A 26,667-nucleotide genomic window follows, 5' to 3' on the forward strand; every position below is an offset into this window, starting at 1 on the left:
TAGTGAATAAGAATATTTCAATAATAGGATCTGGATTTTCTGCACTATCTGCAGCTTGCTATCTAGCTAAAGATGGCAACACAGTAACTGTATATGAAAAAAATAATACCATTGGTGGAAGAGCTCGACAACTTAAAAAAGAGGGATTCACCTTTGACATAGGTCCAACATGGTATTGGATGCCAGATGTTTTTGAACATTTTTTTAACGACTTTGATAAAAAACCTTCAGATTATTATGAATTATTAAAACTTTCTCCAGCATACCAAGTTTATTTTGGAATTAATGAATTCATAACAATTTCAGATAACTTAGAATCCATTATAGCAACTTTTGAAAAAGAAGAAAAAGGAAGTGGAAATGAATTAAGAAAGTTCATGAGCGAAGCGCAAAGCAATTATAAAATTGCTATTGAAGAACTTGTGTATAGACCCGGAGAATCAATATTTGAGTTAATTACTTTAGAAACAGCAAAAAAAGCATATTTATTTTTTAGTACTATCTCTAAAGATATAAGAAAACGATTTAAAAATGAAAAGTTAGTAAAAATTCTAGAATTTCCTGTGCTATTCTTAGGAGCAAAACCAAGCGATACACCTTCATTTTACAACTTTATGAATTTTGCCGATTTTGGATTAGGAACTTGGCACCCTAAAAACGGAATGTATTCGGTTATTCTAGCTATGGAAAAACTAGCTAAAGAATTTGGGGTTCAAATTCAAACGAATTCAAATATTGAAAAAATAATAACCGAAAATGGAACTGCAACAGGAATCATTTGTAACGGTGAATATATTAAAAGTGATATTGTTTTAAGTGGTGCTGATTATCATCATTCTGAAACTTTATTAAATAAAAAAGACAGACAGTATTCAGAAAAATATTGGGAATCAAAAGTATTTGCTCCATCATCATTATTATTTTATGTTGGCTTTGATAAAAAAATTAAAAACGTAGAACATCATAGTTTATTCTTTGACACATCATTTGATAATCATGCAGAAGAAATTTATGACAATCCACAATGGCCTAAAGAACCTTTATTTTATGCAAGTTTTCCTTCAAAAACCGACAATAAAGCAGCTCCAGAAGACAAAGAAGCTGGAATATTTTTAATTCCATTAGCACCAGGAATTGAAGATACTATAGAAATAAGAGAAAAATATTTTAATATTATTATTGATCGATTTGAAAAATTAACTACTCAAAGTGTAAAAAATAATATTATATTTAAAGAGTCCTTTTGTGTAAATGATTTTGTAAAAGACTATAATTCTTATAAAGGAAATGCTTACGGAATGGCAAACACTCTATTACAAACTGCATTTTTAAGACCTAAATTAAAAAGTAAAAAAGTAAAAAACTTATATTTTACAGGTCAATTAACAGTCCCTGGACCAGGAGTTCCACCATCTTTGATATCAGGAAAATTAGTAGCAGAATTAATCAAAAAATACAATTAATTATGAAAGCATTATTTGATCAAGTTTCGAACGAATGTAGTATAAACGTTACTAAAATGTACAGCACCTCTTTTTCATCAGCTGTAAAAATGCTTGCACCAAGTATTCGTCAAGATATATACAATATTTACGGTTTTGTTCGCTTTGCCGATGAAATTGTAGATAGCTTTCATGATTATGATAAGGAATTTTTATTTGACAGATTTCAAAAAGATTTAAATTTTGCTTTGGAACAAAAAATAAGCTTAAACCCAATTTTAAATGCATTTCAATATACTGTAAATAAATATAAAATTCCTAAAAGTTTGATTACTGCTTTTATGAAAAGCATGAAAATGGATCTTTATAAGAGTGAATATCATACCACAGATGAATATAATGAATATATTTATGGTTCAGCAGATGTTGTAGGTTTAATGTGTTTGCAAGTTTTTGTAAAAGGTGATACAAAAAAATACAACGAACTTAAAGATAGTGCAATGCGCTTAGGTTCTGCTTTTCAAAAAGTAAATTTCTTAAGAGATTTAAAAGCCGATTTTGAAGAACTAAATCGAACTTATTTTCCTAATACCGATTTATCTCAATTAGATGAAAAATCAAAACAAGAAATAATTAAAGATATTGAGAGTGATTTTGAAGCAGCTTTCGTTGGAATAAAAAACTTGCCTATTGAAGCACGTTTTGGAGTTTACACAGCTTACCGTTACTATAAAAAATTATTAATAAAATTAAAGAAAACGCCTTCAACAGAAATTAAAAATACTAGAATTAGAGTTTCAGATTATCAAAAAGCTAGCTTATTTGCTCAATGTTATTTTAATTTTAAACTAAACATTTTATAATTATGTGGATTCATTTATTAGTTTTTATACTTACCTTTTCCATGATGGAATTTATGGCTTGGTTTACTCATAAATATGTTATGCATGGTTTTTTATGGAGTTTACATGCTGATCATCATAAAAAAGATCACGATTCTTGGTTTGAACGAAATGATTTGTTTTTTATTTTTTATGCAATTGTAAGCATTGGTTTTTTCTTATTATGGAAAAATAACATTCTTGAGATTGGCTTAGCAATTGGTCTTGGTATTTTTGCTTATGGATTAGCCTACTTTTTTGTTCATGATATTTTTATTCATCAACGCTTCAAATTATTTAGAAATGCTAATAGTAGATATGCTAAAGCAGTAAGAAGAGCGCATAAAATGCATCATAAACATACAGGAAAAGAACATGGCGAATGTTTTGGAATGCTTTTATTCCCATTAAAATATTTAAAAAAATAAAAAAGGCTCAAAATTTAATTTGAGCCTTTTTTATTTTCAATAACTAACTTATTTTAAAATTCCTTCTAATGGTTTAAGTTGATCTAAATCTACTTTTGATTTACGCATAATCTCAAACAAAGTCATAACATCATTTGGATTCATATTATCTCCTAAGATTCGGACTAGTGCAAAACCCGATGTTGCGTTATTTACATATACTACAAATTCGTCAATATCATCATCTTCGCCAATAAAATAAATTGCAGCGCCTTGTTTAGAAGAGCCAAACCTCATTAATTGTTGGTATTCTTCTCCTTTTAAAATTGACTTTACTTTAGTAACCTCATCATTAAGTTTTACTTCATTTATTGAATCTTTTTTAAAAGCAATAATATTCATTTTATCAAAAGTTTCTAAAGCTTTCTCTTCAGATTCACTTAAAGACATTTCATCTACTTTTAAAATACTTGGAGAAACATCTAAAGCAATAAAATCTTTATTTTCAGTATTTTCAACAAAGTACTTTTGTAAAGTTGGTTTGTTTGAACAACTTAAAGCTAAAAAAGAAACTATTGTAATTACAATTATTTTCATTTTTTTACTTTTTTGATGCTTTTTTAAGCTCGTTTCCACCTGGTAAATTCATTTTTTCTGTTAACGCAGAGATTTCATCCAAATTAAAATTTCCGGTTAATGAAAGTACAACTGCTTGTTTATCTTTAGACATTGGATCTTCGATAAACATTAATAATTCTTTTACAATATTTTCTGAAGCACCCGATTTTACATAAATATTTACTTTTCTACCATCTTCGCTAACACGCATTAATTCTTCTAACGGATTTGTTTTTAAATAACTCGCAACCGTACTTTTCATCTCAGCAGAAACTTTAGCACTAGATGACATAAATACTTTTAAGTTATCTAATTTTTTTAGCAAATTCATGTATTGTTGAGCTTCTTTATCTTTTGTATCTACTTTTACTTTACTCATTAATTCAAACATTTTCGAATTAACAATTACCGAAGCTACACCTTCTTTGTCTTCAAATTTATCGAAGGCATTTTGTGCAAATCCTATACTTGTAAATGCAAATAAAACGATACTTAATACTAACTTTTTCATCTTTTTTTTATTTAAAAATTGTTTTTTTTGATTGATTGTACTCATTTAGTAATGCAACACTTTCTACTCCATGATTTACATTTTCTGAAAGCATTTCTAGTGCTTTTTGTGTTTCAATAAATGCAACTTCTGGATCATCATATGTTCCTAAATCTTCATTAGAATTATTAGAATTCATATAAAAAAATGCTGTTCCAAAAAGAACTACAAAACTTGCAGCAACTCCAATCCATTTTACGACGTTTCGTTTTCTAGGTTGTAATGGAAGTGTTTTTGTAAATTGTACTTCTTCTTGATTTTTAAAATAACCAAACATTTCTTTATAAGGTTGCAAATGTGATGCCACATTATTTGAAGAGAAATATTTTTTTAAATCTTTTTCTTCGGCAATGCTTGTATTTCCTTCTAAATACTTATTTAGTAATTGTTCTATTTGGGCTAATTCCATAATTATGTTTTTCAACTAATTTTTCTTTTATCATTTTTCTAGCTCTTGATAAAGCTACTCTTACTGCGGTTTCATTCATTTCTAATGCTTCTGCAATTTCATTAAACTCATATTCTTCTACATCTCGCATTTGCACTATTAATCGTTGTTGTTCTGGTAAATCATTCATTATTTTTTCTACCCAGTTCCAACTGTCTTTATCTTCTACTTGTTTATCAATTCCTGCTTGACTATCAGAATAATTACTGTGAACCAACTTTAAATTACTTGCTCGTTTCGACTTTAATTGATCTAAACAATAATTTTTGGTCATAGTTACAGCAAGTGCTTCAACACTGTTGTATTTATTTAAGCCTTCTTTTTTATTCCATAACCGTATAAGAACTTCTTGCGTAGCATCTTCTGCTTCTTCTGAACTCACTAATAAACGCTTAGCAATTCTAAAAACTTTATCTTTAAATGGAGATATAATATTTAAGAACTCCTGTTGTTGCATTTAATTATAAGTTGGTTTATAAGGTAGACGAATGTGTTTTCATTTTGTTACAAACAAAAAAAAAGAGATTTTAGTAAATGTACTAAAACCTCTTTTAAAATAGTAATTATTATTTTTCTTAAAACTGAAAATTCAATCCTAATTTGTAGTTTCTTCCTTTTGTAGCATAACCTATATTTTCCTGAAACTCTTCATTTAAAATATTATTAACTGCTCCAAACAATGACAATCTGTTTTTAATTACGCTTAATCTAAAGTTTGCATTTACCAATTGGTAAGCAGCTAACGATACATTTTCATTAGCCCAAAGTGTACTATTGTAAAAAGCATCATTACGTTTATCTACAAATTGATATTGTAATCCAAATGAAGCTCTTTCGCTAAACATATAATCAACTCCTGCATTTGCTTTATGTTTGGCAATTAATCGGCTTAAAGGTTGTTCTACTTCAGTGAAAGTATAATTTGCATTAGCCGTTAATTTATCATTGAAATTATATTTAACCGAAGTTTCAACTCCTTTAGCATTATAAGTTCCGTCAATATTGATATAATTAGATGTCCAAGTGATTGGGTCAGTATAAAAACCTACCGAATTCGTTTCTTCTCTATAAAATCCGACAGCGTTAACCATTAATCTTTTTGAGAATAAATTGGTCTCAAAACCTAATTCAGCAGTTGCATTTTCTTCAGGTTTTAAATCTAAATTTCCATAGACAGAATATAATTGATATAAACTTGGTGTTATATATCCAGCACTTATAGATGAAAGTATTTTTAAAGGAATGTTTTTAAAGTTGTAACTTGGATTTATGTTTAACATATAATATGTTTCATATTCACTATGAATATTTAATCTTAAACCAGCATTAACATTTAATCCAAAGTTTGAATTATAAACAACCGTTACATAAGGATCAATAATGTTAAACTTAGCTCCTTCTCTTTCAATATTTGTATAAGCATCTACTTGAGTCATATCGAAATATTGAGTTTGCACTCCGATAATTGCAAAAAACTGACTTGAAAAAGTATATTTATTAAATAAATCAGCATTTATACTTCTTGATGAATAACTATAATTATCAACAGTATTTGTCCATGAACTAAATAAATTAATCTCTCTATCAATAGTTGCAGCTGAAGCATTTAAAACCAATTCTCCTTTATTGTATTTGTATTTAGGAGAAAAACCAATTCTAAATTGTTCGCTATTTCCATTATTATAAACATCATCATTACTTACAGTTGAACCAGCATAAGAAGTATCAAAAGTATTGTTTATTTTATCATAATTCCCAAAAAAATCAAATGACAATTTATCAGTTGCTTTGAAACCAATTTTTTGTAAAACATTAACTCTCGAAAATGTATCTTCTTCATAATTCTCACCAAAAGCTTCCGAAAAACCTTTTGTTTCAGTACTACTTAACGAAGTTAAATACGTAACTTTCCCTAAGGTTCCGTTTACCGAAAAACCTTGGTTAAAATCTTGAGGTTTTGTTTTAGAATCTTCTGAAGTATTTTGTGTTCCTAAAGCAAAAAAAGCATTTCCTGAAAGTTTTGAATTACTTGATTTTTTCAAAGTAATATTAATTACTCCTGTTGCGGCACCTGAACCATACAAAGTACTTGACGCACCTTTTAAAATTTCTATACTTTCAATCATATCTACGTTTAACAAACGTAAATCGTATTCCGAATTAATATTAGAAGCATCATTTACAGGAACTCCATCAATATAAATGGCTACTTGACGGTTTCTTCCTCCTCTAATATAAATTCCTTGGTTTTTACTATTTGCCGATTGATTTCCGTTAATTTCAACACCAGCAACCTGACTTAAAACAGTTGCAACCGATTGTCCTGGCCTTTTAGCTAAATCTTCAGCTGTGATTTTTTCAATAATTTTTCCCGATTTTTCTTTGCTTTGTGCAAATTTTGTGTCGGAAACTACAACTTCATTTAACTGATTAATTTTTAAAGAATCTTGTTCTTGTGCATACGAAATTGTGGCAAAAAGCACAGTACATACACTTAATTTAATAAACTTAGTGTTCATTTTGTTTGTAAATAATTTTAATAAAATTTGGAAGAAAAGCATAGAATTATCCCATACTCAAACCTTTTTTCCCGAAAGTTTGTTACTCAGTGAATGTGGCAGGTCTCCTGGCTTGCGTCTTGTTGTTTACCTTCTCATTTGCCTTAACAAACAATGGTTTTGTAGATAACAACAAGCTTATTAGCTTACAGTTGCGGGTACAGCTTTGGTTTTACACCAAATTCCCTTTTAATGTTGTTTTGAAAAAATCAGAAACAACAACCAAAATTCGAGTGCAAAAGTACATTTATTTTAGTTGATACCAATTTTTAATTATAAATTTGAAATTATATATTTTTAGATATGAAAAAGATATTTACAATTTTCACAATTTTATTCGCTTTAAATAGCTTTTCACAAATTATAAGCGAACCACGACTTGACAGAGAAGATTTACCTCCTGTTAGGGTTGATGACGTTTCTGAAATAAGAGTAGGTAAAATAGAGGAAGATCTTGTTTTGCCTTATGCTATTTTAGAAAAAACACCTTCTTTTCCAGATTGTAAATTCACTAATGAAACTGAAAACAAAGCATGTTTCAATGAAGAGTTTCAAAAACATATTAAAAAGCACTTAAAGTATCCAAAAGAAGCAAAAAAAAATAAAATTACAGCAAGAGCAATAGTTCTTTTTGAAATAACAAAAGAAGGAAATATTAGTAATATAAGAAACAGAATTACTGCTACTAATAAAGAATATTCAGCCGATTTTGAAGCAGAAGCTTTAAGAGTTATTAATAAATTACCACAATTTATTCCCGGAGAACATAGAGGAAAAACAGTTGTTGTAAGCTATGCTATTCCAATTATTTTTAGCTTAACAGATCAATAAAATTTATTTCTTTTTATTCATTTTATAAATAAGCCATACAAACCCAACAATAAAATGCAATAAAATTATTCCAGCTATTATATATATAAAAGTATTTGAATTTCCTCTCATTTTTTTATTTCAAATTTAAAAAAACGTTCAAATACATTATGCATCATTTGTTACAAATCAATGAAATATTAAAACAAAACTATACTTTTGTAAAAAAAATCCATGCATTTTATTACTCGAGTTCTATTTTTTGTTTTTACATTAAGCCTTTTTATTCAATGTAAAGAAGCTTCAAAAACCAATAAAGAAATTACTTCTGAAATTAATTTAGTGCAACATGCTGAAGGTTTTTCTATTGTAGAATATGATCATTTTTCCATTTTAAAAGTAAAAAATGCTTATCCCGAAGCAAAAGAGGTTTACACATATGTTTTGCACAAAGAAAACGCTCAACTTCCTGATAGCTTAAATTCGTATCCTAAGATTCAAATTCCTGTAAAAAAAATAATTGTTACCTCAACTACTCATATTCCATCAATTGAAATGCTTCAAAGCGAAAATACAATTGTTGGATTTCCTTCTACGCATTATGTTTCTTCTGAAAAAACAAGAGCTTTAATTGACAATGGAACTATTCGTGAAATTGGTAGTAACCAAAGTTTAAATACCGAATTAATATTGGATTTAAACCCAGATGTAATTGTGGGTTTTAGCGTGGATGGAGACTTAAAAACCTATAAAAATTTAGAAAAAAACGGACAAAAAATCATTTTTAATGCCGATTGGACTGAGAAAACACCACTAGGAAAAGCAGAATGGATTAAGTTTTTTGGTGCTTTATATGATAAAAATGAAGAAGCAAATATTATTTTTTCTGAAATTGAAAAAAGTTATAATGAAGCATTATCACTAGTAAAAAACATCAAAAATCAGCCTACAATTATGGCAGGTTCAATTTATGAAGATCAATGGTATCTACCTCAAGGCGATAGTTGGGCTGCTTTATTTTTAAAAGAAGCTAACGGAAACTATTTATGGAAAGATTCTAATGGAACTGGAAGTTTAGCTTTATCGTTTGAAACTGTTTTAGACAAAGCTAAAGATGCGGATTTTTGGATTAATCCAGGGCAATTTACAAGTTTAGATGAAATTCTTAAAACAAATGCAAACTATAAGTATTTTAAAGCGGTACAAAATAAAAACATATATACTTCTAGCTCAAAAAAAGGAAAAACAGGTGGAGTTATTTTTTATGAATTAGCTCCTAACCGACCTGATTTAGTTTTAAAAGACATTGTCAAAATTTTACATCCAGAAGTTTTACCCGATTATGAATTGTATTTTTTTGAAAAATTAAAATAAACTACTTTTGAAGAATACTTAAGCATGCCACAAACAAAAAAACATACTTTTCTATTCATTCTTCTGATCATTGTATTAGTAGTCCTGTTTTTTACGAACATTAGTTTGGGTTCGGTTTCTATTCCTGTAAAAGAAATTATCAATAGCTTTTTAGGAAATACTATGCAAAAGGATAGTTGGGAAATTATACTTTGGAATTTTAGACTCCCAAAAGCTTTTACTGCAGTTCTCGTTGGAATGGCATTATCTATAAGTGGTTTGTTAATGCAAACTTTATTTAGAAATCCACTTGCCGGTCCATATGTTTTAGGACTGAGTTCAGGAGCAAGTTTAGGTGTTGCATTTGTGATTCTTGGAGCTGGGTTTTTACCCTCATTTTTAGCAAATCTATTCTTATCAAGTTATGGAATTGTTTTAGCTTCAGCATTAGGAAGTGCATTAGTATTAATTGCAGTTTTAACAGTTTCTCAAAAATTGAAAGACACAATGGCTATTCTTATTGTAGGATTAATGTTTGGAAGCTTAACAAGTGCAGTTGTTTCCGTTTTATCTTATTTTTCAACTGCCGAACAATTACAAAAATTTACCTTTTGGTCATTAGGAAGTTTAGCCAACTTAAGTTGGAATGAAGTTTCTTTACTTTTTATCATTACATTTATTGGAATCATCTTAAGCTTTTTAGTCATTAAACCTTTAGATGCACTTTTATTAGGTGAAAAATACGCAAAAAGTTTAGGCGTTAACTTCAAAAAAACACGATATATTATCATATTTGCAACTAGTATTTTAGCAGGAAGCATCACCGCTTTTGTTGGGCCTATTGCTTTTATTGGATTAGCAGTTCCGCATATTGCAAAACTACTATTCCAAACCAGTAATCATTTTGTATTATTTTGGAGTACGATATTAATTGGAGCAATTATTTTACTTTTCTGTGATATTATTGCGCAATGTCCTGGTTATGATATTACCTTACCTATAAATGCTGTAACGTCTATTATTGGTGCACCAATTGTTATTTGGCTATTGGTTCGAAAGAGAAATTTCAGTTAATCTTTTACCACATAGGCACATAGAAAATTTTTAAAAAAATAGTAAATAGAGAATCTTTGATTTAACATAGAAATTTAAATGAATACACAAAAGCAAATAAATGAGTTAACTTATGAAGTAATTGGTTGTGCAATTGAAGTTCACAAGCATTTAGGCGCTGGTTTACTTGAAAGTATTTATCACCAATGCTTAATTGAGGAATTAAAATCAAAGAATATTAATTATCAATCAGAATTAAAATTACCCATTATATACAAAGGAAAAGATTTAGAAACTGATTTTAGATGTGATTTATTTATTGAAAATTGTTTAGTTGTTGAATTAAAATCGGTTAGTGAAATTCATCCAATGCATGATGCACAATTACTGACATATATGAAACTTTTAAAAGCTCCAAAAGGAATTATCATTAATTTTAATTGTAAAAACATTTTTAAAGAAGGTCAAAAAACATATGTAAATGAATATTTTAAATACTTAAAATAAACTATGTTTAAAACAAAGTTTCTTATAAATAACTTATATTGAGAATAATCTATGTACCTATGTGGTAAAGAAAAAAATGAATCAAAACGTTTTACATACCGAAAATCTTTCAATTGGATACAAAACAAAATCCGAAACCAATACTATAATCCAAAATTGTTATATTCAATTGCAAAAAGGGAAATTAGTAGCTTTAGTTGGGGCTAATGGCATCGGAAAATCGACACTTTTAAAAACCATTTCTGGAATTATTCCAACACTGAATGGAAATGTTTTTCTAAATGACAAAAATATAAAATCCTATTTACCTAAAGATTTAGCACAAGAGTTAAGTATAGTTTTAACCGAATCTTTACCGCCAAGCAATTTAACGGTTTATGAAATTGTAGCTTTAGGAAGGCAACCCTATACCAATTGGCTTGGAAAACTTTCTGAAGAAGATAAATTGAAAGTTGAGGAAGCTATTTCTTTAACTGGGATTGAAGAATTTAAATTCAAAAAGCATTACGAAATTAGCGACGGTCAATTGCAAAAAACGTTAATTGCTCGAGCACTTGCCCAAGATACTGCTTTGATTATATTGGACGAACCTACAACACATTTAGATTTGGTTCACAAAGTTTCTCTAATTAAACTTTTACAAAAACTAACACACGAAACAGGCAAAACCATTCTTTATTCTACACATGATATTGATTTAGCAATACAGTTAAGTGATGAAATGATTGTCTTAACTAAAAATAAACTAGTTCAAGACCAACCTTGCAATTTAATTACAAACGATACTTTCAACGAGTTGTTTAAAAATGAAAGTATTGTGTTTGATAAAACAATCGGAAAATTTAAAGTAGTATAACTTTAAGGTTTGTTTAGTTCTAATTGTATTTTTTATACTTAAATTTACTGAAATAAAAATCACATGAAATTCAATATAATCATACTCCTTTTTTCAACAATTGTTGGCTACTCTCAAATTAAAAGTGTTTCCTATTTAGATGGAAAAGATAAACTAGAAGGATTCTTTATCAAAGCTGAAAAGGCAAATCCTAAAAATATTGGTGTAATCGTTTTACCCGCTTGGATGGGAATTGATGATCATTCAAAAGAATCAGCTGAAGCACTATCAAAGCTAGGGTATCATGCTTTTGTAGCAGATATTTATGGTTCTATAAATAACCCCAAAAATACTGAAGAAGCTGCAAAACTATCAGGTTACTTTAAAAATAATCCTGAGGAATATCAAAAAAGAATTCAGTTAGCCATTGATCAATTGGTAAAACAAGGCGCAAATGTAAACGAAATTGCAGTAATCGGTTATTGTTTTGGAGGAACTGGTGCAATTGAAGCGGCTAGGGGAAATTTAAACGTAAAAGGTGTTGTGTCTTTTCACGGCGGTTTAGGGAAAGATAAAATGAGAATTACAACTCCTATTGCTGCCAAAGTTTTGGTATTACATGGAGCTGATGATCCTTATGTTTCACAAAAAGAGATAAGTGCTTTTCAGGATGAAATGAGAACTGCAAAAGCCGACTGGCAAATGAATTACTACGCAAACGCAGTTCATGCTTTTACACATAAAAACTTAAATACTGATAACAGTAAAGGCGCTGCTTATAATGAAAAAGCGGATAAAAGAAGTTGGGAAGCCATGAAAAGTTTCTTATTAGAATTGTTCAAATAAAATAAAGTCTCGCATTGCGGGACTTATTTTTTTAAACCAATTTGCCTTTTTGCTTCTCCAATTACAAATGCAACAGAGTTCGCTAAATTATAGCTTCTAACATGTTCTGAAATTGGAATCGTTAAATGATTTGAAAATTGGTCTAATACTTCTTCACTTAAACCTTTACTTTCTTTACCAAAAACCAACCAATCACCATCTTGAAATTCTTGTTCTAAATAGTTTTTATCCGCGTGTGAACTCATTAAGAAAACTCGAGATAAATCTGGAATTTGAGCTTTCCATTCGGCAACAGATTGATATTCTTTCCAATCTAAATACACCCAATAATCTAATCCAGATCGTTTTAGGTTTTTATCAGTAATTTCAAACCCAAACGGATGAATTAAATGTAGCCTGCTTTCTGTTCCTACACAAAGTCGACCAATGTTTCCAGTATTATTAGGAATTTCTGGCTCTATTAAAACTATATTCAGCATTTTATTTATTACTTTTCAAAATTAATATCAAACATATCTACTTCCTTAACTTCACCAGTATTTAAACCTTCTAAAGTAACGTTTCCAATTCTAATTCTTATTAATCGTAACGTAGGAAATCCAACAGCAGCAGTCATTTTTCGAACTTGACGAAATTTTCCTTCGGTTAACGTTATAGAAACCCAACTAGTAGGTCCGTGACGTTCATCTCTTATTCTTCTTCCAGCTCCAATATAATCTGGTAATTCTGGAATTAATTTAGAACTGCAATCTTTGGTTAAATATTTTGTTCCGTTTATTCCTATTTCTACTCCGTTTTCTAATTGAGCAACTGCTTCTTCAGTGATAATTCCGTCTACTTGAGCGTAATACTCTTTTTCAACGGTTTTCCTTCTTACTTGTTCGCTTATCTTTCCATCAGTTGTTAGCAATAATAAACCTTCTGAATCTTCATCTAAACGACCAATAGCCATAGTTCCTTCCGGAAACGGATATAATTCGCCTAACAATCGTTTCTTTCGTTTTTGTTCGCGAACAAACTGACTTAAATAACTATGTGGCTTATGTAATAAAAAATGATGGTGCATGAAGCTTTAAATTTTTACAAAAATACATTTTTCATTTTATGCAGATAACAATTCCTAAATTGATTTTATTATGTAATTTTACAATTCTAATATTTTTATATGTCGCAAACACTTTTAATAATCGCCGTTTTCATTTTAGCATTAGCAATTGGTTTTTTCATTGGTAAAATGCTTTCCAAAGCAGAATCACAATCACAAAAATCAGGTTTAGAAGAACGCGTAAATGGTTTATTAGGTCAAATAGAACAATTGAAAATCCAATTCCAATCGGATAAAAACCAGTTAGAAAAAGTAATAGCTCAATTGAATTTAGAGAAAGATTCTGTTCAAAAAGAAAAAGAAGCTTTTGCAATTCATTTGGCAAAAAAAGAAAATGATTTTGACAATTTATTAGAACGTAATAAAGAACAAAAACAAGAAGTAGAACAACTACAAGAAAAGTTTACCAAAGAATTTGAAAATTTAGCCAATAAAATTCTGGAAGAAAAAACGAATAAGTTTACCGAACAAAACAAAGAGAACATGAAAAATATCTTGAATCCGCTTCAAGAGAAAATTCAGTTATTTGAGAAAAAAGTAGACGATACCCATAAAGAAAGTATCGATTATCATGCTGCGTTGCGCCAACAAATACTTGGTTTACGCGAAATGAACGAACAAATGAGCAAGGAAACTATAAACCTTACAAAAGCTTTAAAAGGCGATAGTAAAATGCAAGGAAATTGGGGCGAATTAGTTTTAGAGCGTGTTTTAGAAAAATCAGGTTTAGAGAAAGGGCGTGAATATGAAGTGCAGCAAAGTTTTACCAACGAAGAAGGTTCAAGAATTCTTCCGGATGTGATTATTAATCTTCCGGATGGAAAGAAAATGGTGGTCGATTCTAAAGTTTCCTTAACAGCTTATGAACGATTTGTAAACGAAGAAGATGACGAGTTAAAAGCAACTTTCTTAAAAGAACATGTAAATTCGGTAAAGAGACATGTTGACCAATTGAGCGATAAAAACTATCAAGACATTTACGAAATGGAAAGTCCTGATTTTGTTTTGCTTTTCATTCCTATTGAACCTGCATTTGCTTTGGCTTTAAATGAAGACAACACATTGTACAACAAAGCTTTTGAAAAGAACATTGTGATTGTTACACCTTCTACTCTTTTGGCTACTTTACGAACTATTGACAGTATGTGGACAAACCAAAAGCAACAAGAAAATGCCATTGAGATTGCACGACAAGCTGGAGCATTATATGATAAATTTGAAGGTTTTGTTTCTGATTTGATTAAAATTGGCAAAAAAATGGACGAAGCCAAAGTTGAATATGGAAACGCCATGAACAAATTAGTTGATGGATCTGGAAATTTAGTGAATAGAGTAGAAAAATTAAAAAAAATGGGGGCAAAAGCAAAGAAAGCTTTACCTGAAAACATAATTAAAAGAGCTATAGAAAATGAATCCGACAGCAACTAAAATTAACGAATTGAAAGAACAAAAAGAAAAAAAGAAAATGCATCCTGTGAAAAAGTTTTTCCTTTATGTAATTTTATTAGCAACTTTGGTTACTACATTATATTTCACTTTTGTATATTATGTTCCGTATAGCGAAGGAGTAAGAAGCGGAGAATTAATAAAGATTAGTAAAAAAGGTTATGTTATTAAAACTTGGGAAGGCGAAATAAGCCAAGGAATATCGGGCGCACAAGTTTTTCAATTTTCGGTAATGGATAACCATCCAACTGTTATTGACAGTTTAAAAAAACTACAAGGTAATTTTGTTAAAGTGGAATATGTAGAGCGCTATAGAACATTTTTTTGGTGGGGCGATACACGCTATTTTATTACAAAAGTAGAAAAAGAGTCTTCACCTTATTTTAGAGAATAATGATTTTAAAAAAATCGAATACTGTTTCAGCATCAAAAATTACTTTAACAGAATTAATGCTGCCTTCGCACTCTAATTTCAGTGGAAAAATTCATGGTGGATATTTGTTACAATTAATGGATCAAATTGCATTTGCGGCTGCTTCAAAATATTCTGGTTCTTATTGTGTAACAGCTTCTGTAGATACAGTAGACTTTTTAAACCCGGTTGAAATTGGAGAATTAGTTACTTTGAAAGCTTCCGTTAATTATGTAGGTAATAGCTCAATGGTTGTTGGAATTAGAGTAATTTCTGAAAATATTCAAACTGGAAAAATAAAACATTGTAACTCTAGTTATTTTACAATGGTTGCCAAAGATGATAGTGGTAATAAAGTAAATGTCCCAAAACTAGAACTTACTTCTTATGAAGAAGTACGCCGTTTTTATGATTGCGTTCGAAAAATAAACCATAAAAAAAGATATAAAGAATTAGAAAACAATTTTGATCATCAATCAAAAGAAGCAATTGACCAGCTAAAAAACTACAATGTAATTGTGAGCTTAAAATAATATTTATTAGAATTCTAACTAAGTAAAAACTAAAATAAACAATACTGTTAGTTCTTTTATATTTAAAACTCAAAAAAATATTTATATTTGTCTTGTTTCTCTTATGAATTATTATTTTCAGAAAGAATGATATAAATATTTCAAATTTTATTGTTTTTTTATCATTAAAAACAAGAAGTATTTATAAAAAACAATAAAATTTAATGAGATAATTAACCTCGAATGTTATACAGAACTACGTTAAACAATAAAGTAATTAATAATTTTAATAATATAAAATTATGGTTATTAATCCCACCATTTTTACTTTTAATTATAATGATTTTATATTTTATTATAAACAATGATGGTTCTAGCTTTATTGACCACTATGTTTATGTTCAAAAAGATTTATTCTTTTATTTAAACAATAAATTATCTCAATTTCCAAATTTACAATTTAACCTTACCCAATTAGGTGATGCAATGCTATTTTATCCGCTTTTGGCTATTTTTATCATTTATGCACCAAAGCTATGGGAAGCCTTATTAACATCTTCATTTTTTTCATTAATTGTTTCTGCTTTGTTAAAAAAAATATTTGCAGTACCAAGACCTGCTGCAATGTTTGACCACGATAGCTTTACAATAATTGGAAAAACACTTTCAGGAAAAACATCTTTACCTTCAGGACATTCTATTTGTGCATTTATAGTTATCACTACATTACTTTTTGCATTTATGCCTAAGAAAATTGGTTATAAAATTATTTGGTCCTTTTTTATTATTTCAGCTGGTTTAATTATTGTTTTTTCTAGAGTTGGTGTTGGCGCGCACTATCCTTTAGATGTTATAATTGGAAGTACAATTGGTTTTATAATTTCTATTATAGGTATTACAATTAGTAATCGTTTTAAACTATTTAATTGGATTAACGACAAAAACAAACTTCCAATTTTTATGTTGGCTTTAGTAATAACTGGAGGAGTTATTATAAAAAAAATAACAGAGATCAATTTACCTATTTTCTACATTTCTTTAACTTCTTTAGTTATAACACTATATTTAATGATTCGTTTTTATGTTAAAAAAAATAAATAAACTAAGTTACTTTGCACTATTAATTAGTATTATCAATTTAGTTTTATACCACTTACCTTTTTATAAATTTGTTTGTAATAATATAGATCTCAAAAGTTTAAATGGCATTGTACTTCTTGTTAGTTTAACAGTTTTGGCAATATTTTTAAATGCCCTTGTGTTTTATATAGGTTTATATTTACTTCGTAATGTTGGAAAATGGATTTTAGTCCTCTTTTTTAACATCAATGCAATTGCTTTGTATTTTGTTAACACATATGGTGTTATAATAGACAAAACAATGATTGGTAATGTTGTAAACACAAATTTTGAAGAATCTAGCAGTTTCTTTTCTTTTACTTTAATAGTTTATATTATTTTATTAGGGATAATTCCAAGTATATTACTTTTTAAAATTAAAACCGAGAAAGTAAAAGTTAAAAGCTTTTTAACACACGCATTTTTAACTTTATTTTGTCTATTATCTCTTGCTTATGCAAATTCTCCAAATTGGTTATGGATAGATAAAAACTCAAAATCTTTAGGTGGCTTGGCAATGCCATGGTCATATGTAGTAAATACAACAAGTTTTTATAATTCAAAATACAAAAAGAATAAAGCTCAAATTTTGCTACCAAATGCAACTCTAAAAGACAATAAAAAGTCTATAGCTGTAATTGTTATCGGAGAATCAGCTAGAAGCGAAAATTTTTCTTTATACGGATATGAAAAAAATACCAATCCACTACTTTCACAAATAAATAATGTCCATAGCTATAAAGCAGAGTCTTGTGCAACATATACAACTGCAGGTGTAAAGTGTATTTTAGAATATAAAAATACAGGTAAGTTATTTGAAATTTTACCTAATTATTTATTTAGGAATGATGTAGAAGTAATTTGGAGAACTACAAATTGGGGGGAACCTACGGTTAAAATTGAAAATTTTCAAAACAAAAAAGACTTAAAGAAACTTTGTAACACTGACAGGTGCGATTATGATGAAATTTTACTTAACGGCTTAAAAGAACAAATATTAGCAAGTAAAAAAAATAAAATTCTGGTTGTTTTACACACAAGTACTAGTCACGGACCAACTTATTATAAAAAATATCCGCCTGAATTTAACAAATTCACTCCAGTATGTAAAAGTGTTGAATTAGCAAATTGCTCACAAAATGAGTTAATAAATGCGTATGACAATACTATTGTTTATACCGACTATATTTTAGCCAATTTAATTGGCAATTTAAAAGAATTAAAAGAATATAATTCTTCTATGATTTATATTTCAGATCATGGCGAATCTTTAGGCGAAAACAACTTATATATGCATGGAATACCTGCAAGTATGGCGCCAAAAGAGCAATTAGACATTCCTTTTATCGTATGGAATTCTGATAACTCAAGACAACTTAAACAAAATGGAATACTATCTCAACATAATATTTTTCACAGTGTTTTAGACTTTTTAGCAATTGAAAGTCCTATTTATGATGAAAACATGAGTATTTATAAAAAAACTAACTAACCATATTTTCATTCATTTTTAAAAATAACATTATAGGCATTGATTCTCAAAATTAGCTTAAGAATTTTAGAACTAAAGTATAGTAAAAAATGAAACCTATTAGAAATTTGACCAATATATAAATGACTATAACGATTTCCAATAGGATCAATTACTAGAAAAAAAAGACATTCTCCTAAAAAAAAACAATTATTGAAATTGCCCTATAAAAATGAGTTATTTTTTATTAACGTACTTAACTATAAAATGAAGTACGTTAATAAAAAATATTATATCGTATGTTTAATATCTTCTTTTCCCCAAGCATCTAAACTCCTTAAAATATTTTCTAGAGATTTTCCTCTTTCGCTTAATTTATATTCAACTCTAGGTGGAACAACCGGGTAAACTTTTCTAGATATTAAACCCTCTTTTTCTAATTCTCTTACTGTTTGAGTAAACATTTTATTGGAAATTTCAGGAATTTGCTTTTGCAATATTCCAGAACGCAAAGCACCATCTAGTAAATGAAATAAAACCAAAGGTTTCCATTTTGTTCCTATTAAATTCATTGTATAATTCAATGGACAATTCATTTCTTTTATCAAAATTTAAAATTTAATTTATTAATAATCAATATTTTACTCTTTTAAGTAACTATACTACTATTTAGTTAGTTATTGCTTATAATACAAATATAATCTAATTTTGTAGTATTAAAAATAGAAATTATGAAAAATCAGTATCCAAAATCATTTTCTCATATTGGGTTGACCGTACCTAATATTAAAGAAGCTGTAAAATTTTACTCAGAAGTAATGGGTTGGTATGTAATTATGGAACCCTCAACAATTAAAAAAGAAGCTGAAACTGCCATTGGTCAAATGTGTATTGATGTTTTTGGCAATGAATGGGAAACTTTTGAAATTGCCCATCTATCTACTTCAGATGGAATTGGAGTAGAACTATTTTGTTTTCCTCACGGTGTAAAAGAAGCTCCTGCATTCAATCCTTTCAATACAGGTTTGTTTCATTTTTGCATTCAAGATCCAAATATTGAAGAATTGGTTGCTAAAATTGTAGCGGCTGGTGGGAAACAACGCATGCCAATTCGCTCTTATTATCCAAATGATAAACCTTACCAAATGTGCTATGTAGAAGATCCATTCGGTATTGTATTTGAAGTTTACACACACAGTTATGAGTTAACATACTCTTCTGGTGCTTATGCAAAATAAATCAAAAACTAAGTCAATAATTCTTTTAAAAGCAAATTATTTAAATCCGATAATTTGTTTTTAAAAGAAATAAACTATCTTCATTTAATAACTAAAAAATGAAATTAAACTTCAGAAAAGCTAAAATCACCGAACTTCCTGAAATTTGGAACATTATACAAGACGCCATTCAACGAAGAAAAGAAGACGGAAGCAATCAATGGCAAGACGGTTACCCAAATCCTGATGTTTTAAAAAACGATATTAGTAAAGAAACTGGTCTTGTATTAACTGAAAATAATGTTGTAATTGGCTATTGCGCCATTTTAATTAACGACGAACCCGAATACGACAACATTGAAGGAAAATGGCTTACAAACGATGATTTTGTCGTTTTTCATAGAGTGGCTATTGCAACAACACATTTAGGAAAAGGATTTGCCAAAGTAATGTTCAATTGCATTGAAGATTATGCGCTTTCCAAAAAAACATACAGCATAAAAGCGGATACGAATTTCGACAATTTAGCAATGATTTCTATTTTTGAAAAAGCGGGTTACACTTATTGTGGTGAAGTATATTTTAGAGGAAGTCCAAGAAAAGCATTTGAAAAAGTGTTGAAGAAAACAGACTAAAATGAATAGTAAATCAAGAATAGCATCTATATTAATAACGAATAACTTAGATTCTTCTATTACAGGTTTACCAACTTTTGATTTAGCCGAATTACACCTTACAAACGAAATAGATTTTCAATTACCAACCAATGTTAGATTAGGACATTTAGCAGAAAAGATTGTTTCGGAACTCATAAAATCTTCTACCAATTACGAAGTTTTATATGAAAACATTCAAATACTTGAAGAAGATAAAACCATTGGTGAAATCGATTTTATCTTGCAAAAAAAGAACACAAAGCAAATACTTCATGTAGAGTTAGCGTATAAATTTTATCTATTTGACCCAAGTATTTCCTCAGAAACAATAAACAATTGGATAGGTCCAAACCGAAATGACTCCTTAAAAGAGAAGTTAGACAAATTAAAAACGAAACAATTTCCACTACTCTACCATACTTGCACAAAAACAACAGTAAATACCGTTGAGATTAACAAAATTTCTCAAGCCTTATGTTTGTTGGTTTCTTTATATATTCCTTACGAATACAAAGCCAATTTTAACCCAACTTATCAAAAAGCTATAAAAGGATATTATCTAAACTTTAAAACTTTTATGCAGTTAGATAACCCCGACAAAACCTATTATATTCCTACCAAAAAAGAATGGGGAATGGAACCTGCTGAAAATAAAAATTGGTTAGATTTCAGCGAAATAGAAAAACAAATTAGCACAAGTATGGAAGAAAAACAAGCAGTGTTATGTTGGCAAAAACAGAACAATACTTTTTTATCTTTCTTTATTGTTTGGTGGTAAATTGTTAATAGAAAAATATCAATAACCTAAAACTAATCGTACATTTTTCTATATTTACAGATAGGTCAATTAAAAATGTTTATCATTGAGTGTATAAACGAGATGACAAAAAACTAAAAAATGAACTCTGAAAATGATTGAAAAGGAAAAAATTAATATAAAATTCATTAACGACCAGAAAATTAATGAAGATGCGTATTTATGGAGGTATATGGATATTCATAAATTCCTGTCTTTTATTTTTAATAAATCTTTCTATTTTACAAGACTAGACAAGTTTGAAGATCAAAATGAGGGAATAACATTCAACCATATACTTTATAAAAATTTAAAAAAGCAACTAGATAATCTTCCTATTTTTGATAAAATTAAGACTTATATGTCTGTAGAAAATTTGGGTAGTGAAATGAATAAAATTGATGATGAACTTATTAAAATACAGAAAAGGAATTTTGCCAATTGTTGGGTAATTAGTGAAAACAATTCTGAATCTGTAGCTATGTGGAATTTATACAGTAGACCAAACAGTTTAGCTATAAAAATTAATTATTCAAATTTTAAAAAAAATTTAATTGAAAAAGGCCTAAATGGTTATAGTGAATCTAGAGAAATTATTTGTAGTCCGATTAATTATATTGATTTCCAAAATCCTAATTTAAAAAAAATAGAAGATTTTGATTCTGTTTTTACTAAAGACATAAGTTTTAAGTACGAAAATGAATTTAGAATAATAATTAGAGAACAAGAAAGAGAAATTCCGCCAATAGCTTATAAATCAAATATTCACAGAAAAAATATTGAAAAAGCACATAATAATATGTGGAATTATCCAGGAATAGAACTTAAGTTGTTTGACTTTCAAAGCTTTGATTTTGAAATTGTTCTTCATCCTAAATCTAATGATTGGACTAAGAAAAACATAGAAGAAATAATTAAATTATCTAATATTAAGTTTCCTATTAGTGAATCATTATTAGAATTAAAATAATGCAATTTGCTACCTTTAGTAAAATTAATCATATACAATAACATTATAACAAAAAAAGCACCAACCTTTTACAAAACTGGCAAACCGTTAAAAATATTTATGAAACAAACATTTTACATATTATCCATTTTACTTTTATTAAACTCCTGTAAAGCATCAAAAAATAAAATTGAAAAAATTGATTTTAAAACAGAATACAAATTTTCTTCTGAAATAGAAAACAAGGTTTCTACAGATACTGTTCCTTGGAAATATCAAATTTCAGCTGCCGAATACGCCACCAAAGGCGATTACAAAAATGCTTTAATTCATTGGGACCTTGCAATGAGAGCAGGTGAAAAAGAATATTCTAAAAGTCAAGTAGATTCAATAAATCAAACATATACAAAAGTTAATGCATCTGATTACATCATTGAACAAGCTAAAAAAAATCAAGTAATCATAATAAACGAAGCACATCACAATTCGTATCATAGAGTATTTACAAAATCGCTTCTTCAAAAACTTTACAATAACGGGTACACTAATTTAGGGTTAGAAGCACTAGGAAATGGAGAGTATTTAGATTCAATACTCAAGAATCGAAAATATCCAATTCTTACAACAGGGCATTACATTAAAGATCCACAGTTTGGAAATTTAGTTAGAGACGCCTTAGAAATAGGATATAATTTATTTGCCTATGAGAATTTTACAGAAGGAAATGGAAAAAAAAGAGAGATAGAACAAGCAAAAAACATTCAGCGAGCAATTGATTCTAAGCCAAATGAAAAGTTTTTAATTCATTGTGGATTTGACCATGCCTTAGAGGGAACTCATCAATCTTGGGAAAAAGCTATGGCGGGAAGATTAACGGAATATACTGGAATAAATCCCTTAACTATTAATCAAGTAATGTATAGTGAAAAAAGTAACTATAAATTTAATCATCCACTTTTAAAAGCATTAGATGTCAAAGAACCAACAATTATTATTGATAATAAATACAACCCCTTTAAATATGAACGTAAAGATGCATGGACAGATATTGCCGTTTTTCATCCAAGCACAAACTTTGTAGATAATCGACCTAACTGGTTATTTGAAAATGGTAATAAAAAAGTTTCCATTACATTAAACGACATTCAATTGGAATTTCCGGTTATGGTTTTGGCTTATATGAAAGGAGAAGATATAAATCTAGCTGTTCCTATTGACATAATAGAAGTTTTAAATAAAAAAGAAAACTGTAATCTAGGATTAAAAAAAGGTATTTATGAAATTGTTGTAACAAACGGAAAAGAATCGTTTAAATTTGAACATAAAGTAAAATAACTATTGCGGTTTTAAATACACAAAGTAAATGCTTTTTGACAGTTTGTTGTGGACGCTGTGAAACCTAAAAAAAATCCCAATCTTTCGATTGGGATTTTTTTATGTATTTATTACTTACTTAAGTACATTTTTCTTCGTGAGTACAATTCGTAGAATTGGTCGTCTTTTAAATCATCAATAAATAAAATGCTTTCTCCAGTTGATTTCATTTCCGGTCCTAACGCTTTATTTACATTTTTAAACTTACTAAAAGAGAAAACCGGTTGCTTAATCGCATATCCTTTTAACTGCGGGTTAAAAGTAAAATCAGTTACTTTATTATGACCTAACATTACTTTTGTAGCGTAATTTACATAAGGTTCGCCGTATGCTTTTGCAATAAACGGAACCGTACGAGAAGCTCTTGGATTGGCTTCAATGATATACACCGTATCGTCTTTAATGGCAAATTGAATATTGATTAATCCAACAGTTTTCAACGCTCTTGCTATTTTATGCGTGTGTTCTTTTATTTGTTGCATTACAAATTCTCCTAAGTTAAAAGGAGGCAATGTTGCATTACTATCTCCAGAATGCACTCCACAAGGCTCAATATGCTCCATAATTCCTATGATGTACACATTTCCATCTGCATCACAAATTGCATCTGCTTCCGCTTCGATAGCACCATCTAAATAATGATCTAACAGTAATTTATTTCCAGGAATCGATTTTAATAAATCAATTACATGTTCTTCTAGTTCTTGTTTGTTGATTACAATTTTCATTCCTTGTCCACCCAACACATAAGAAGGTCTAACTAATAAAGGAAAATCTAAAGTATCGGCTAAAATCGAAGCTTCGTCTGCACTCTCTGCAATTCCAAATTTTGGAAAAGGAATATTCAATTCGGTTAATAAATCCGAGAAACGTCCTCTATCTTCTGCTAAATCTAAAGCATCAAACGAAGTTCCAAGGATTTTTATTCCGTATTTAGAAAGTTTCTCCGCTAATTTCAAGGCAGTTTGTCCACCTAGCTGTACAATTACACCTTCAGGTTTTTCATGACGAATGATGTCGTAAATATGTTCCCAAAAAACAGGCTCAAAATATAATTTATCCGCTGTATCAAAATCGGTAGAAACCGTTTCTGGATTACAGTTAATCATTATGGTTTCGTAACCACATTCTTTTGCCGCTAAAACGCCGTGTACACAAGAGTAATCAAACTCAATTCCTTGTCCAATTCTATTGGGTCCAGAACCAAGAACAATTACTTTCTTTTTATCGGTTACAATACTTTCGTTATGAACGTATCGTATTCCATCAGCTTTTTGTATTTCAGCTTCAAAAGTAGAATAGTAATAAGGTGTTTGAGCTTTAAATTCAGCCGCACAAGTATCAACTAATTTATAAACTCTATTTATTTTTTGCTCTTCTCTTAATTTATATACTTGACTTTCTAAACAACCCATCATGTGAGCTATTTGTCGGTCACCGTAACCTTTTTGTTTTGCTTCTAACAATAATTCTCTAGGAAGCGTGTCAACTTTGTAGTTTGAAATTTCTTTTTCTAAAGTAAATAATTCTTCATATTGCTTTAAGAACCACATGTCAATTTTTGTAATTTCATGAATACGACTCAATGGAATTCCCATTGCAATCGCATCGTAAATTACGAAAACTCTATCCCAACTTGCATTGGTTAATTTTTCAATAATTTGATCGTAGTTTTTATATCCTTTTCCATCAGCTCCTAAACCGTTACGTTTAATTTCTAAAGACTGTGTAGCTTTATGAAGCGCTTCTTGGAACGAACGTCCAATTCCCATAACTTCTCCTACTGATTTCATTTGAAGTCCTAAAGTTCTATCAGCACCTTCAAATTTATCAAAGTTCCAACGTGGTATTTTTACAATTACATAATCTAAAGTTGGTTCGAATAAAGCCGATGTTGATTTTGTAATTTGATTTTGCAATTCGTCTAAGTTATATCCTAAAGCTAATTTAGAAGCAATTTTTGCAATTGGATAACCTGTTGCCTTTGATGCTAAAGCCGATGAACGCGATACACGAGGATTAATTTCAATAGCTACGATATCTTCATTTTCATCTGGTGAAACGGCAAACTGCACGTTACAACCTCCTGCAAAATTTCCAATAGCACGCATCATCAAGATGGCCATATCACGCATTTTTTGATACGTTTTATCAGATAAAGTCATTGCTGGTGCAACCGTTATACTATCTCCAGTATGAATACCCATTGGATCCATATTTTCAATTGTACAAATAATTACAACGTTATCGTTTTTATCTCTAAGTAATTCTAATTCATATTCTTTCCAACCTAAAAGTGCTTTATCAATAAGTACTTCATGAATTGGCGACATTTCTAAACCGTAAGATAATTTTTCATCAAATTCTTCAGCAGTATGTACAAAAGCTGCTCCAGTTCCTCCAAGTGTAAATGAAGGACGAATTACTAATGGAAAACCAAATTCTTGTGCAATTTCTTTTCCTTTTAGAAATGAATTTGCAATTTTTGCAGGTGCAGCTCCAACGCCTAATTTCGCTAAAAGCTCTTTAAATTGATCCCTATTTTCGGTAATATTAATGGCATTAACATCAACACCAATCATTTTTACATTAAAATCATCCCAAATTCCTTTTTCGTCAGCTTCCAAACAAAGGTTTAAAGCTGTTTGACCACCCATTGTAGGTAAAACTGCATCAATTTGTGGATGTTCTTTTAATATTTGAATTAATGATTTTGTAGTTAATGGCAATAAATAAACATGATCAGCCATTGAAGGGTCTGTCATTATGGTTGCTGGATTTGAATTAATTAAAATTACTTCAATTCCTTCTTCTCTAATAGAACGAGCAGATTGCGAACCAGCATAATCGAATTCGCATGCTTGTCCAATTACAATAGGTCCAGAACCTATAATTAAAACCGATTTTATTGAATTGTCTTTAGGCATTGTATATGTAGTTGTTGTTGTTTTAGTTGTATGCTCAAAAATAATCTCTTTGTTTTACATTTTAAACTTTGAGAGCTGAAACTTATTAAATTTTATAAACAAGTTTAAAAAAAAGCCGCTACTAATAAAAGTAACGGCTTTATTTTGATTAAAAACTAATCATTATTTTTTATGTCTTGGTTCACAAGAAACAGTCAATTTATGTCTTCCTTTAGCTCTTCTTCTAGCTAAAACTTTTCTTCCATTTGGAGAATCCATTCTGTCCATAAATCCGTGTTTATTTCTTCTTTTTCTTTTCGATGGTTGAAACGTTCTTTTGCTCATCACTTGTATTTTTAAAAATCTATATTTAAATCTCTTATAACTCTTAGTTTC

The 26,667-nt window shown here is 29.1% G+C and carries 29 protein-coding genes and 1 riboswitch; of the genes, 19 read left to right on the forward strand and 10 right to left on the reverse strand.

All coding sequences use genetic code 11. The annotated features are described in order from the left end of the window. Positions 1–2 precede the first annotated feature (2 nt). From OLM55_RS12830 to OLM55_RS12840, 3 genes are read left to right on the forward strand one after another with little or no spacing between them, the layout of a single operon-like run. Positions 3–1,463 (forward strand): phytoene desaturase family protein, encoded by a 1,461-nt coding sequence (locus tag OLM55_RS12830; RefSeq protein WP_264559287.1) that lies wholly within the window; start codon positions 3–5, stop codon positions 1,461–1,463. Positions 1,464–1,465: 2 nt separating this feature from the next. Next, positions 1,466–2,305: a phytoene/squalene synthase family protein gene (locus tag OLM55_RS12835; RefSeq protein ID WP_264559288.1), complete on the forward strand. Its 840-nt coding sequence runs from the start codon at positions 1,466–1,468 to the stop codon at positions 2,303–2,305. A gap of 2 nt (positions 2,306–2,307) precedes the next feature. After that, positions 2,308–2,751 carry a sterol desaturase family protein gene (locus OLM55_RS12840; RefSeq protein ID WP_264559289.1) on the forward strand — a complete coding sequence of 148 codons (444 nt, stop codon included), beginning with the start codon at positions 2,308–2,310 and terminating at the stop codon, positions 2,749–2,751. A gap of 48 nt (positions 2,752–2,799) precedes the next feature. Here the strand turns inward: OLM55_RS12840 and OLM55_RS12845 are convergent, their stop codons facing one another. The 5 genes from OLM55_RS12845 to OLM55_RS12865 all read right to left on the reverse strand — a co-directional run bounded on the left by OLM55_RS12845 (position 2,800) and on the right by OLM55_RS12865 (position 6,865). Continuing rightward, positions 2,800–3,327: a DUF4252 domain-containing protein gene (locus OLM55_RS12845; protein WP_264559290.1), complete on the reverse strand. Its 528-nt coding sequence runs from the start codon at positions 3,325–3,327 to the stop codon at positions 2,800–2,802. A gap of 4 nt (positions 3,328–3,331) precedes the next feature. Beyond that, positions 3,332–3,859, reverse strand: coding sequence for a DUF4252 domain-containing protein (locus OLM55_RS12850; protein ID WP_264559291.1), 528 nt, complete (start codon positions 3,857–3,859; stop codon positions 3,332–3,334). 7 nt (positions 3,860–3,866) lie between these two features. Next, the gene (locus OLM55_RS12855; RefSeq protein ID WP_264559292.1) at positions 3,867–4,307 is read right to left on the reverse strand and encodes a hypothetical protein; all 441 of its coding nucleotides are present in this window, start codon (positions 4,305–4,307) and stop codon (positions 3,867–3,869) included. Then, positions 4,273–4,803, reverse strand: coding sequence for an RNA polymerase sigma factor (locus OLM55_RS12860; RefSeq protein ID WP_264559293.1), 531 nt, complete (start codon positions 4,801–4,803; stop codon positions 4,273–4,275). The genes OLM55_RS12855 and OLM55_RS12860 overlap by 35 nt, the downstream gene beginning before the upstream one ends. A gap of 118 nt (positions 4,804–4,921) precedes the next feature. Next, positions 4,922–6,865 carry a TonB-dependent receptor plug domain-containing protein gene (locus tag OLM55_RS12865; protein ID WP_264559294.1) on the reverse strand — a complete coding sequence of 648 codons (1,944 nt, stop codon included), beginning with the start codon at positions 6,863–6,865 and terminating at the stop codon, positions 4,922–4,924. Positions 6,866–6,944: 79 nt separating this feature from the next. Next, positions 6,945–7,146: riboswitch (cobalamin riboswitch) on the reverse strand. Positions 7,147–7,207: 61 nt separating this feature from the next. Between OLM55_RS12865 and OLM55_RS12870 the strand changes: the two genes are divergently transcribed. From OLM55_RS12870 to OLM55_RS12895, 6 genes are all read left to right on the forward strand, one after another. Next, positions 7,208–7,735, forward strand: a complete 528-nt coding sequence (locus OLM55_RS12870) for an energy transducer TonB (RefSeq protein ID WP_264559295.1) — start codon at positions 7,208–7,210, stop codon at positions 7,733–7,735. Positions 7,736–7,948: 213 nt separating this feature from the next. Then, on the forward strand, positions 7,949–9,088 hold the full coding sequence (locus OLM55_RS12875) for an ABC transporter substrate-binding protein (protein ID WP_264559296.1): 1,140 nt from the start codon (positions 7,949–7,951) through the stop codon (positions 9,086–9,088). Between the two features lie 24 nt (positions 9,089–9,112). Next, positions 9,113–10,141, forward strand: a complete 1,029-nt coding sequence (locus tag OLM55_RS12880) for an iron ABC transporter permease (RefSeq protein ID WP_264559297.1) — start codon at positions 9,113–9,115, stop codon at positions 10,139–10,141. Between the two features lie 78 nt (positions 10,142–10,219). Continuing rightward, positions 10,220–10,627 (forward strand): GxxExxY protein, encoded by a 408-nt coding sequence (locus OLM55_RS12885; RefSeq protein WP_264559298.1) that lies wholly within the window; start codon positions 10,220–10,222, stop codon positions 10,625–10,627. 76 nt (positions 10,628–10,703) lie between these two features. Then, on the forward strand, positions 10,704–11,483 hold the full coding sequence (locus tag OLM55_RS12890) for an ABC transporter ATP-binding protein (protein ID WP_264559299.1): 780 nt from the start codon (positions 10,704–10,706) through the stop codon (positions 11,481–11,483). A 63-nt stretch (positions 11,484–11,546) separates the two neighbouring features. After that, a complete protein-coding gene (locus OLM55_RS12895; protein ID WP_264559300.1) occupies positions 11,547–12,308 on the forward strand; it encodes a dienelactone hydrolase family protein in 762 nt (253 codons plus the stop codon). Positions 12,309–12,331: 23 nt separating this feature from the next. Here the strand turns inward: OLM55_RS12895 and OLM55_RS12900 are convergent, their stop codons facing one another. Then, entirely contained in the window at positions 12,332–12,787 is a 456-nt protein-coding gene (locus OLM55_RS12900; RefSeq protein WP_264559301.1) for a tRNA (cytidine(34)-2'-O)-methyltransferase, read from the reverse strand. Positions 12,788–12,795: 8 nt separating this feature from the next. Then, positions 12,796–13,374 (reverse strand): pseudouridine synthase, encoded by a 579-nt coding sequence (locus OLM55_RS12905; protein ID WP_264559302.1) that lies wholly within the window; start codon positions 13,372–13,374, stop codon positions 12,796–12,798. 99 nt (positions 13,375–13,473) lie between these two features. Here OLM55_RS12905 and rmuC point away from each other — a divergent pair, with 99 nt between their 5' ends. The 5 genes from rmuC (at position 13,474) to eptA (ending at position 18,394) form a co-directional block, all read left to right on the forward strand. Then, positions 13,474–14,841 carry a DNA recombination protein RmuC gene (rmuC, locus tag OLM55_RS12910; RefSeq protein WP_264559303.1) on the forward strand — a complete coding sequence of 456 codons (1,368 nt, stop codon included), beginning with the start codon at positions 13,474–13,476 and terminating at the stop codon, positions 14,839–14,841. 46 nt (positions 14,842–14,887) lie between these two features. After that, positions 14,888–15,253, forward strand: a complete 366-nt coding sequence (locus OLM55_RS12915; RefSeq protein WP_413614323.1) for a 6-phosphogluconate dehydrogenase — start codon at positions 14,888–14,890, stop codon at positions 15,251–15,253. Then, positions 15,253–15,804: an acyl-CoA thioesterase gene (locus OLM55_RS12920; RefSeq protein ID WP_264559305.1), complete on the forward strand. Its 552-nt coding sequence runs from the start codon at positions 15,253–15,255 to the stop codon at positions 15,802–15,804. The genes OLM55_RS12915 and OLM55_RS12920 overlap by 1 nt, the downstream gene beginning before the upstream one ends. 318 nt (positions 15,805–16,122) lie before the next feature. After that, positions 16,123–16,884 carry a phosphatase PAP2 family protein gene (locus tag OLM55_RS12925; protein ID WP_264559306.1) on the forward strand — a complete coding sequence of 254 codons (762 nt, stop codon included), beginning with the start codon at positions 16,123–16,125 and terminating at the stop codon, positions 16,882–16,884. Next, positions 16,865–18,394, forward strand: coding sequence for a phosphoethanolamine--lipid A transferase EptA (gene eptA, locus OLM55_RS12930; protein ID WP_264559307.1), 1,530 nt, complete (start codon positions 16,865–16,867; stop codon positions 18,392–18,394). Before OLM55_RS12925 ends, eptA begins: the two co-directional genes overlap by 20 nt. Before the next feature lie 269 nt (positions 18,395–18,663). Here the strand turns inward: eptA and OLM55_RS12935 are convergent, their stop codons facing one another. Continuing rightward, complete coding sequence (locus OLM55_RS12935) at positions 18,664–18,945, reverse strand: winged helix-turn-helix transcriptional regulator (protein WP_264559308.1); 282 nt, start codon at positions 18,943–18,945, stop codon at positions 18,664–18,666. A gap of 159 nt (positions 18,946–19,104) precedes the next feature. Here OLM55_RS12935 and OLM55_RS12940 point away from each other — a divergent pair, with 159 nt between their 5' ends. The 5 genes from OLM55_RS12940 (at position 19,105) to OLM55_RS12960 (ending at position 23,326) form a co-directional block, all read left to right on the forward strand. After that, a complete protein-coding gene (locus OLM55_RS12940; RefSeq protein WP_264559309.1) occupies positions 19,105–19,611 on the forward strand; it encodes a VOC family protein in 507 nt (168 codons plus the stop codon). 98 nt (positions 19,612–19,709) lie between these two features. Then, positions 19,710–20,225 (forward strand): GNAT family N-acetyltransferase, encoded by a 516-nt coding sequence (locus OLM55_RS12945; protein ID WP_264559310.1) that lies wholly within the window; start codon positions 19,710–19,712, stop codon positions 20,223–20,225. A 1-nt stretch (position 20,226) separates the two neighbouring features. After that, positions 20,227–21,024, forward strand: a complete 798-nt coding sequence (locus tag OLM55_RS12950; RefSeq protein ID WP_264559311.1) for a DUF1853 family protein — start codon at positions 20,227–20,229, stop codon at positions 21,022–21,024. A 133-nt stretch (positions 21,025–21,157) separates the two neighbouring features. Further along, the gene (locus tag OLM55_RS12955) at positions 21,158–22,012 is read left to right on the forward strand and encodes a hypothetical protein (protein WP_264559312.1); all 855 of its coding nucleotides are present in this window, start codon (positions 21,158–21,160) and stop codon (positions 22,010–22,012) included. Between the two features lie 99 nt (positions 22,013–22,111). Further along, positions 22,112–23,326, forward strand: coding sequence for a hypothetical protein (locus OLM55_RS12960; protein ID WP_264559313.1), 1,215 nt, complete (start codon positions 22,112–22,114; stop codon positions 23,324–23,326). A 110-nt stretch (positions 23,327–23,436) separates the two neighbouring features. On the opposite strand, the gene carB is transcribed toward OLM55_RS12960, so the two are convergent. Next, positions 23,437–26,292: a carbamoyl-phosphate synthase large subunit gene (carB, locus tag OLM55_RS12965; RefSeq protein WP_264559314.1), complete on the reverse strand. Its 2,856-nt coding sequence runs from the start codon at positions 26,290–26,292 to the stop codon at positions 23,437–23,439. 162 nt (positions 26,293–26,454) lie between these two features. Further along, complete coding sequence (gene rpmH / locus OLM55_RS12970; RefSeq protein ID WP_264559315.1) at positions 26,455–26,616, reverse strand: 50S ribosomal protein L34; 162 nt, start codon at positions 26,614–26,616, stop codon at positions 26,455–26,457. Between the last annotated feature and the right edge of the window lie 51 nt (positions 26,617–26,667).

Origin of the sequence: Flavobacterium sp. N2270, assembly GCF_025947225.1 — a bacterium.
Classification (GTDB): Bacteria; Bacteroidota; Bacteroidia; order Flavobacteriales; family Flavobacteriaceae; genus Flavobacterium.

Excerpts from the sequence above, each read along its gene's own strand:
- OLM55_RS12835 (WP_264559288.1), top strand. The coding sequence starts at position 1,466 with ATGAAAGCATTATTTGATCAAGTTTCGAACGAATGTAGTATAAACGTT.
- OLM55_RS12840 (WP_264559289.1), top strand. The coding sequence starts at position 2,308 with ATGTGGATTCATTTATTAGTTTTTATACTTACCTTTTCCATGATGGAA.
- OLM55_RS12845 (WP_264559290.1), bottom strand. The coding sequence starts at position 3,327 with ATGAAAATAATTGTAATTACAATAGTTTCTTTTTTAGCTTTAAGTTGT.
- OLM55_RS12850 (WP_264559291.1), bottom strand. The coding sequence starts at position 3,859 with ATGAAAAAGTTAGTATTAAGTATCGTTTTATTTGCATTTACAAGTATA.
- OLM55_RS12855 (WP_264559292.1), bottom strand. The coding sequence starts at position 4,307 with ATGGAATTAGCCCAAATAGAACAATTACTAAATAAGTATTTAGAAGGA.
- OLM55_RS12860 (WP_264559293.1), bottom strand. The coding sequence starts at position 4,803 with ATGCAACAACAGGAGTTCTTAAATATTATATCTCCATTTAAAGATAAA.
- OLM55_RS12865 (WP_264559294.1), bottom strand. The coding sequence starts at position 6,865 with ATGAACACTAAGTTTATTAAATTAAGTGTATGTACTGTGCTTTTTGCC.
- OLM55_RS12870 (WP_264559295.1), top strand. The coding sequence starts at position 7,208 with ATGAAAAAGATATTTACAATTTTCACAATTTTATTCGCTTTAAATAGC.
- OLM55_RS12875 (WP_264559296.1), top strand. The coding sequence starts at position 7,949 with ATGCATTTTATTACTCGAGTTCTATTTTTTGTTTTTACATTAAGCCTT.
- OLM55_RS12880 (WP_264559297.1), top strand. The coding sequence starts at position 9,113 with ATGCCACAAACAAAAAAACATACTTTTCTATTCATTCTTCTGATCATT.
- OLM55_RS12885 (WP_264559298.1), top strand. The coding sequence starts at position 10,220 with ATGAATACACAAAAGCAAATAAATGAGTTAACTTATGAAGTAATTGGT.
- OLM55_RS12890 (WP_264559299.1), top strand. The coding sequence starts at position 10,704 with ATGAATCAAAACGTTTTACATACCGAAAATCTTTCAATTGGATACAAA.
- OLM55_RS12895 (WP_264559300.1), top strand. The coding sequence starts at position 11,547 with ATGAAATTCAATATAATCATACTCCTTTTTTCAACAATTGTTGGCTAC.
- OLM55_RS12900 (WP_264559301.1), bottom strand. The coding sequence starts at position 12,787 with ATGCTGAATATAGTTTTAATAGAGCCAGAAATTCCTAATAATACTGGA.
- OLM55_RS12905 (WP_264559302.1), bottom strand. The coding sequence starts at position 13,374 with ATGCACCATCATTTTTTATTACATAAGCCACATAGTTATTTAAGTCAG.
- rmuC (WP_264559303.1), top strand. The coding sequence starts at position 13,474 with ATGTCGCAAACACTTTTAATAATCGCCGTTTTCATTTTAGCATTAGCA.
- OLM55_RS12920 (WP_264559305.1), top strand. The coding sequence starts at position 15,253 with ATGATTTTAAAAAAATCGAATACTGTTTCAGCATCAAAAATTACTTTA.
- OLM55_RS12925 (WP_264559306.1), top strand. The coding sequence starts at position 16,123 with ATGATTTTATATTTTATTATAAACAATGATGGTTCTAGCTTTATTGAC.
- eptA (WP_264559307.1), top strand. The coding sequence starts at position 16,865 with ATGTTAAAAAAAATAAATAAACTAAGTTACTTTGCACTATTAATTAGT.
- OLM55_RS12935 (WP_264559308.1), bottom strand. The coding sequence starts at position 18,945 with ATGAATTTAATAGGAACAAAATGGAAACCTTTGGTTTTATTTCATTTA.
- OLM55_RS12940 (WP_264559309.1), top strand. The coding sequence starts at position 19,105 with ATGAAAAATCAGTATCCAAAATCATTTTCTCATATTGGGTTGACCGTA.
- OLM55_RS12945 (WP_264559310.1), top strand. The coding sequence starts at position 19,710 with ATGAAATTAAACTTCAGAAAAGCTAAAATCACCGAACTTCCTGAAATT.
- OLM55_RS12950 (WP_264559311.1), top strand. The coding sequence starts at position 20,227 with ATGAATAGTAAATCAAGAATAGCATCTATATTAATAACGAATAACTTA.
- OLM55_RS12955 (WP_264559312.1), top strand. The coding sequence starts at position 21,158 with ATGATTGAAAAGGAAAAAATTAATATAAAATTCATTAACGACCAGAAA.
- OLM55_RS12960 (WP_264559313.1), top strand. The coding sequence starts at position 22,112 with ATGAAACAAACATTTTACATATTATCCATTTTACTTTTATTAAACTCC.
- carB (WP_264559314.1), bottom strand. The coding sequence starts at position 26,292 with ATGCCTAAAGACAATTCAATAAAATCGGTTTTAATTATAGGTTCTGGA.
- rpmH (WP_264559315.1), bottom strand. The coding sequence starts at position 26,616 with ATGAGCAAAAGAACGTTTCAACCATCGAAAAGAAAAAGAAGAAATAAA.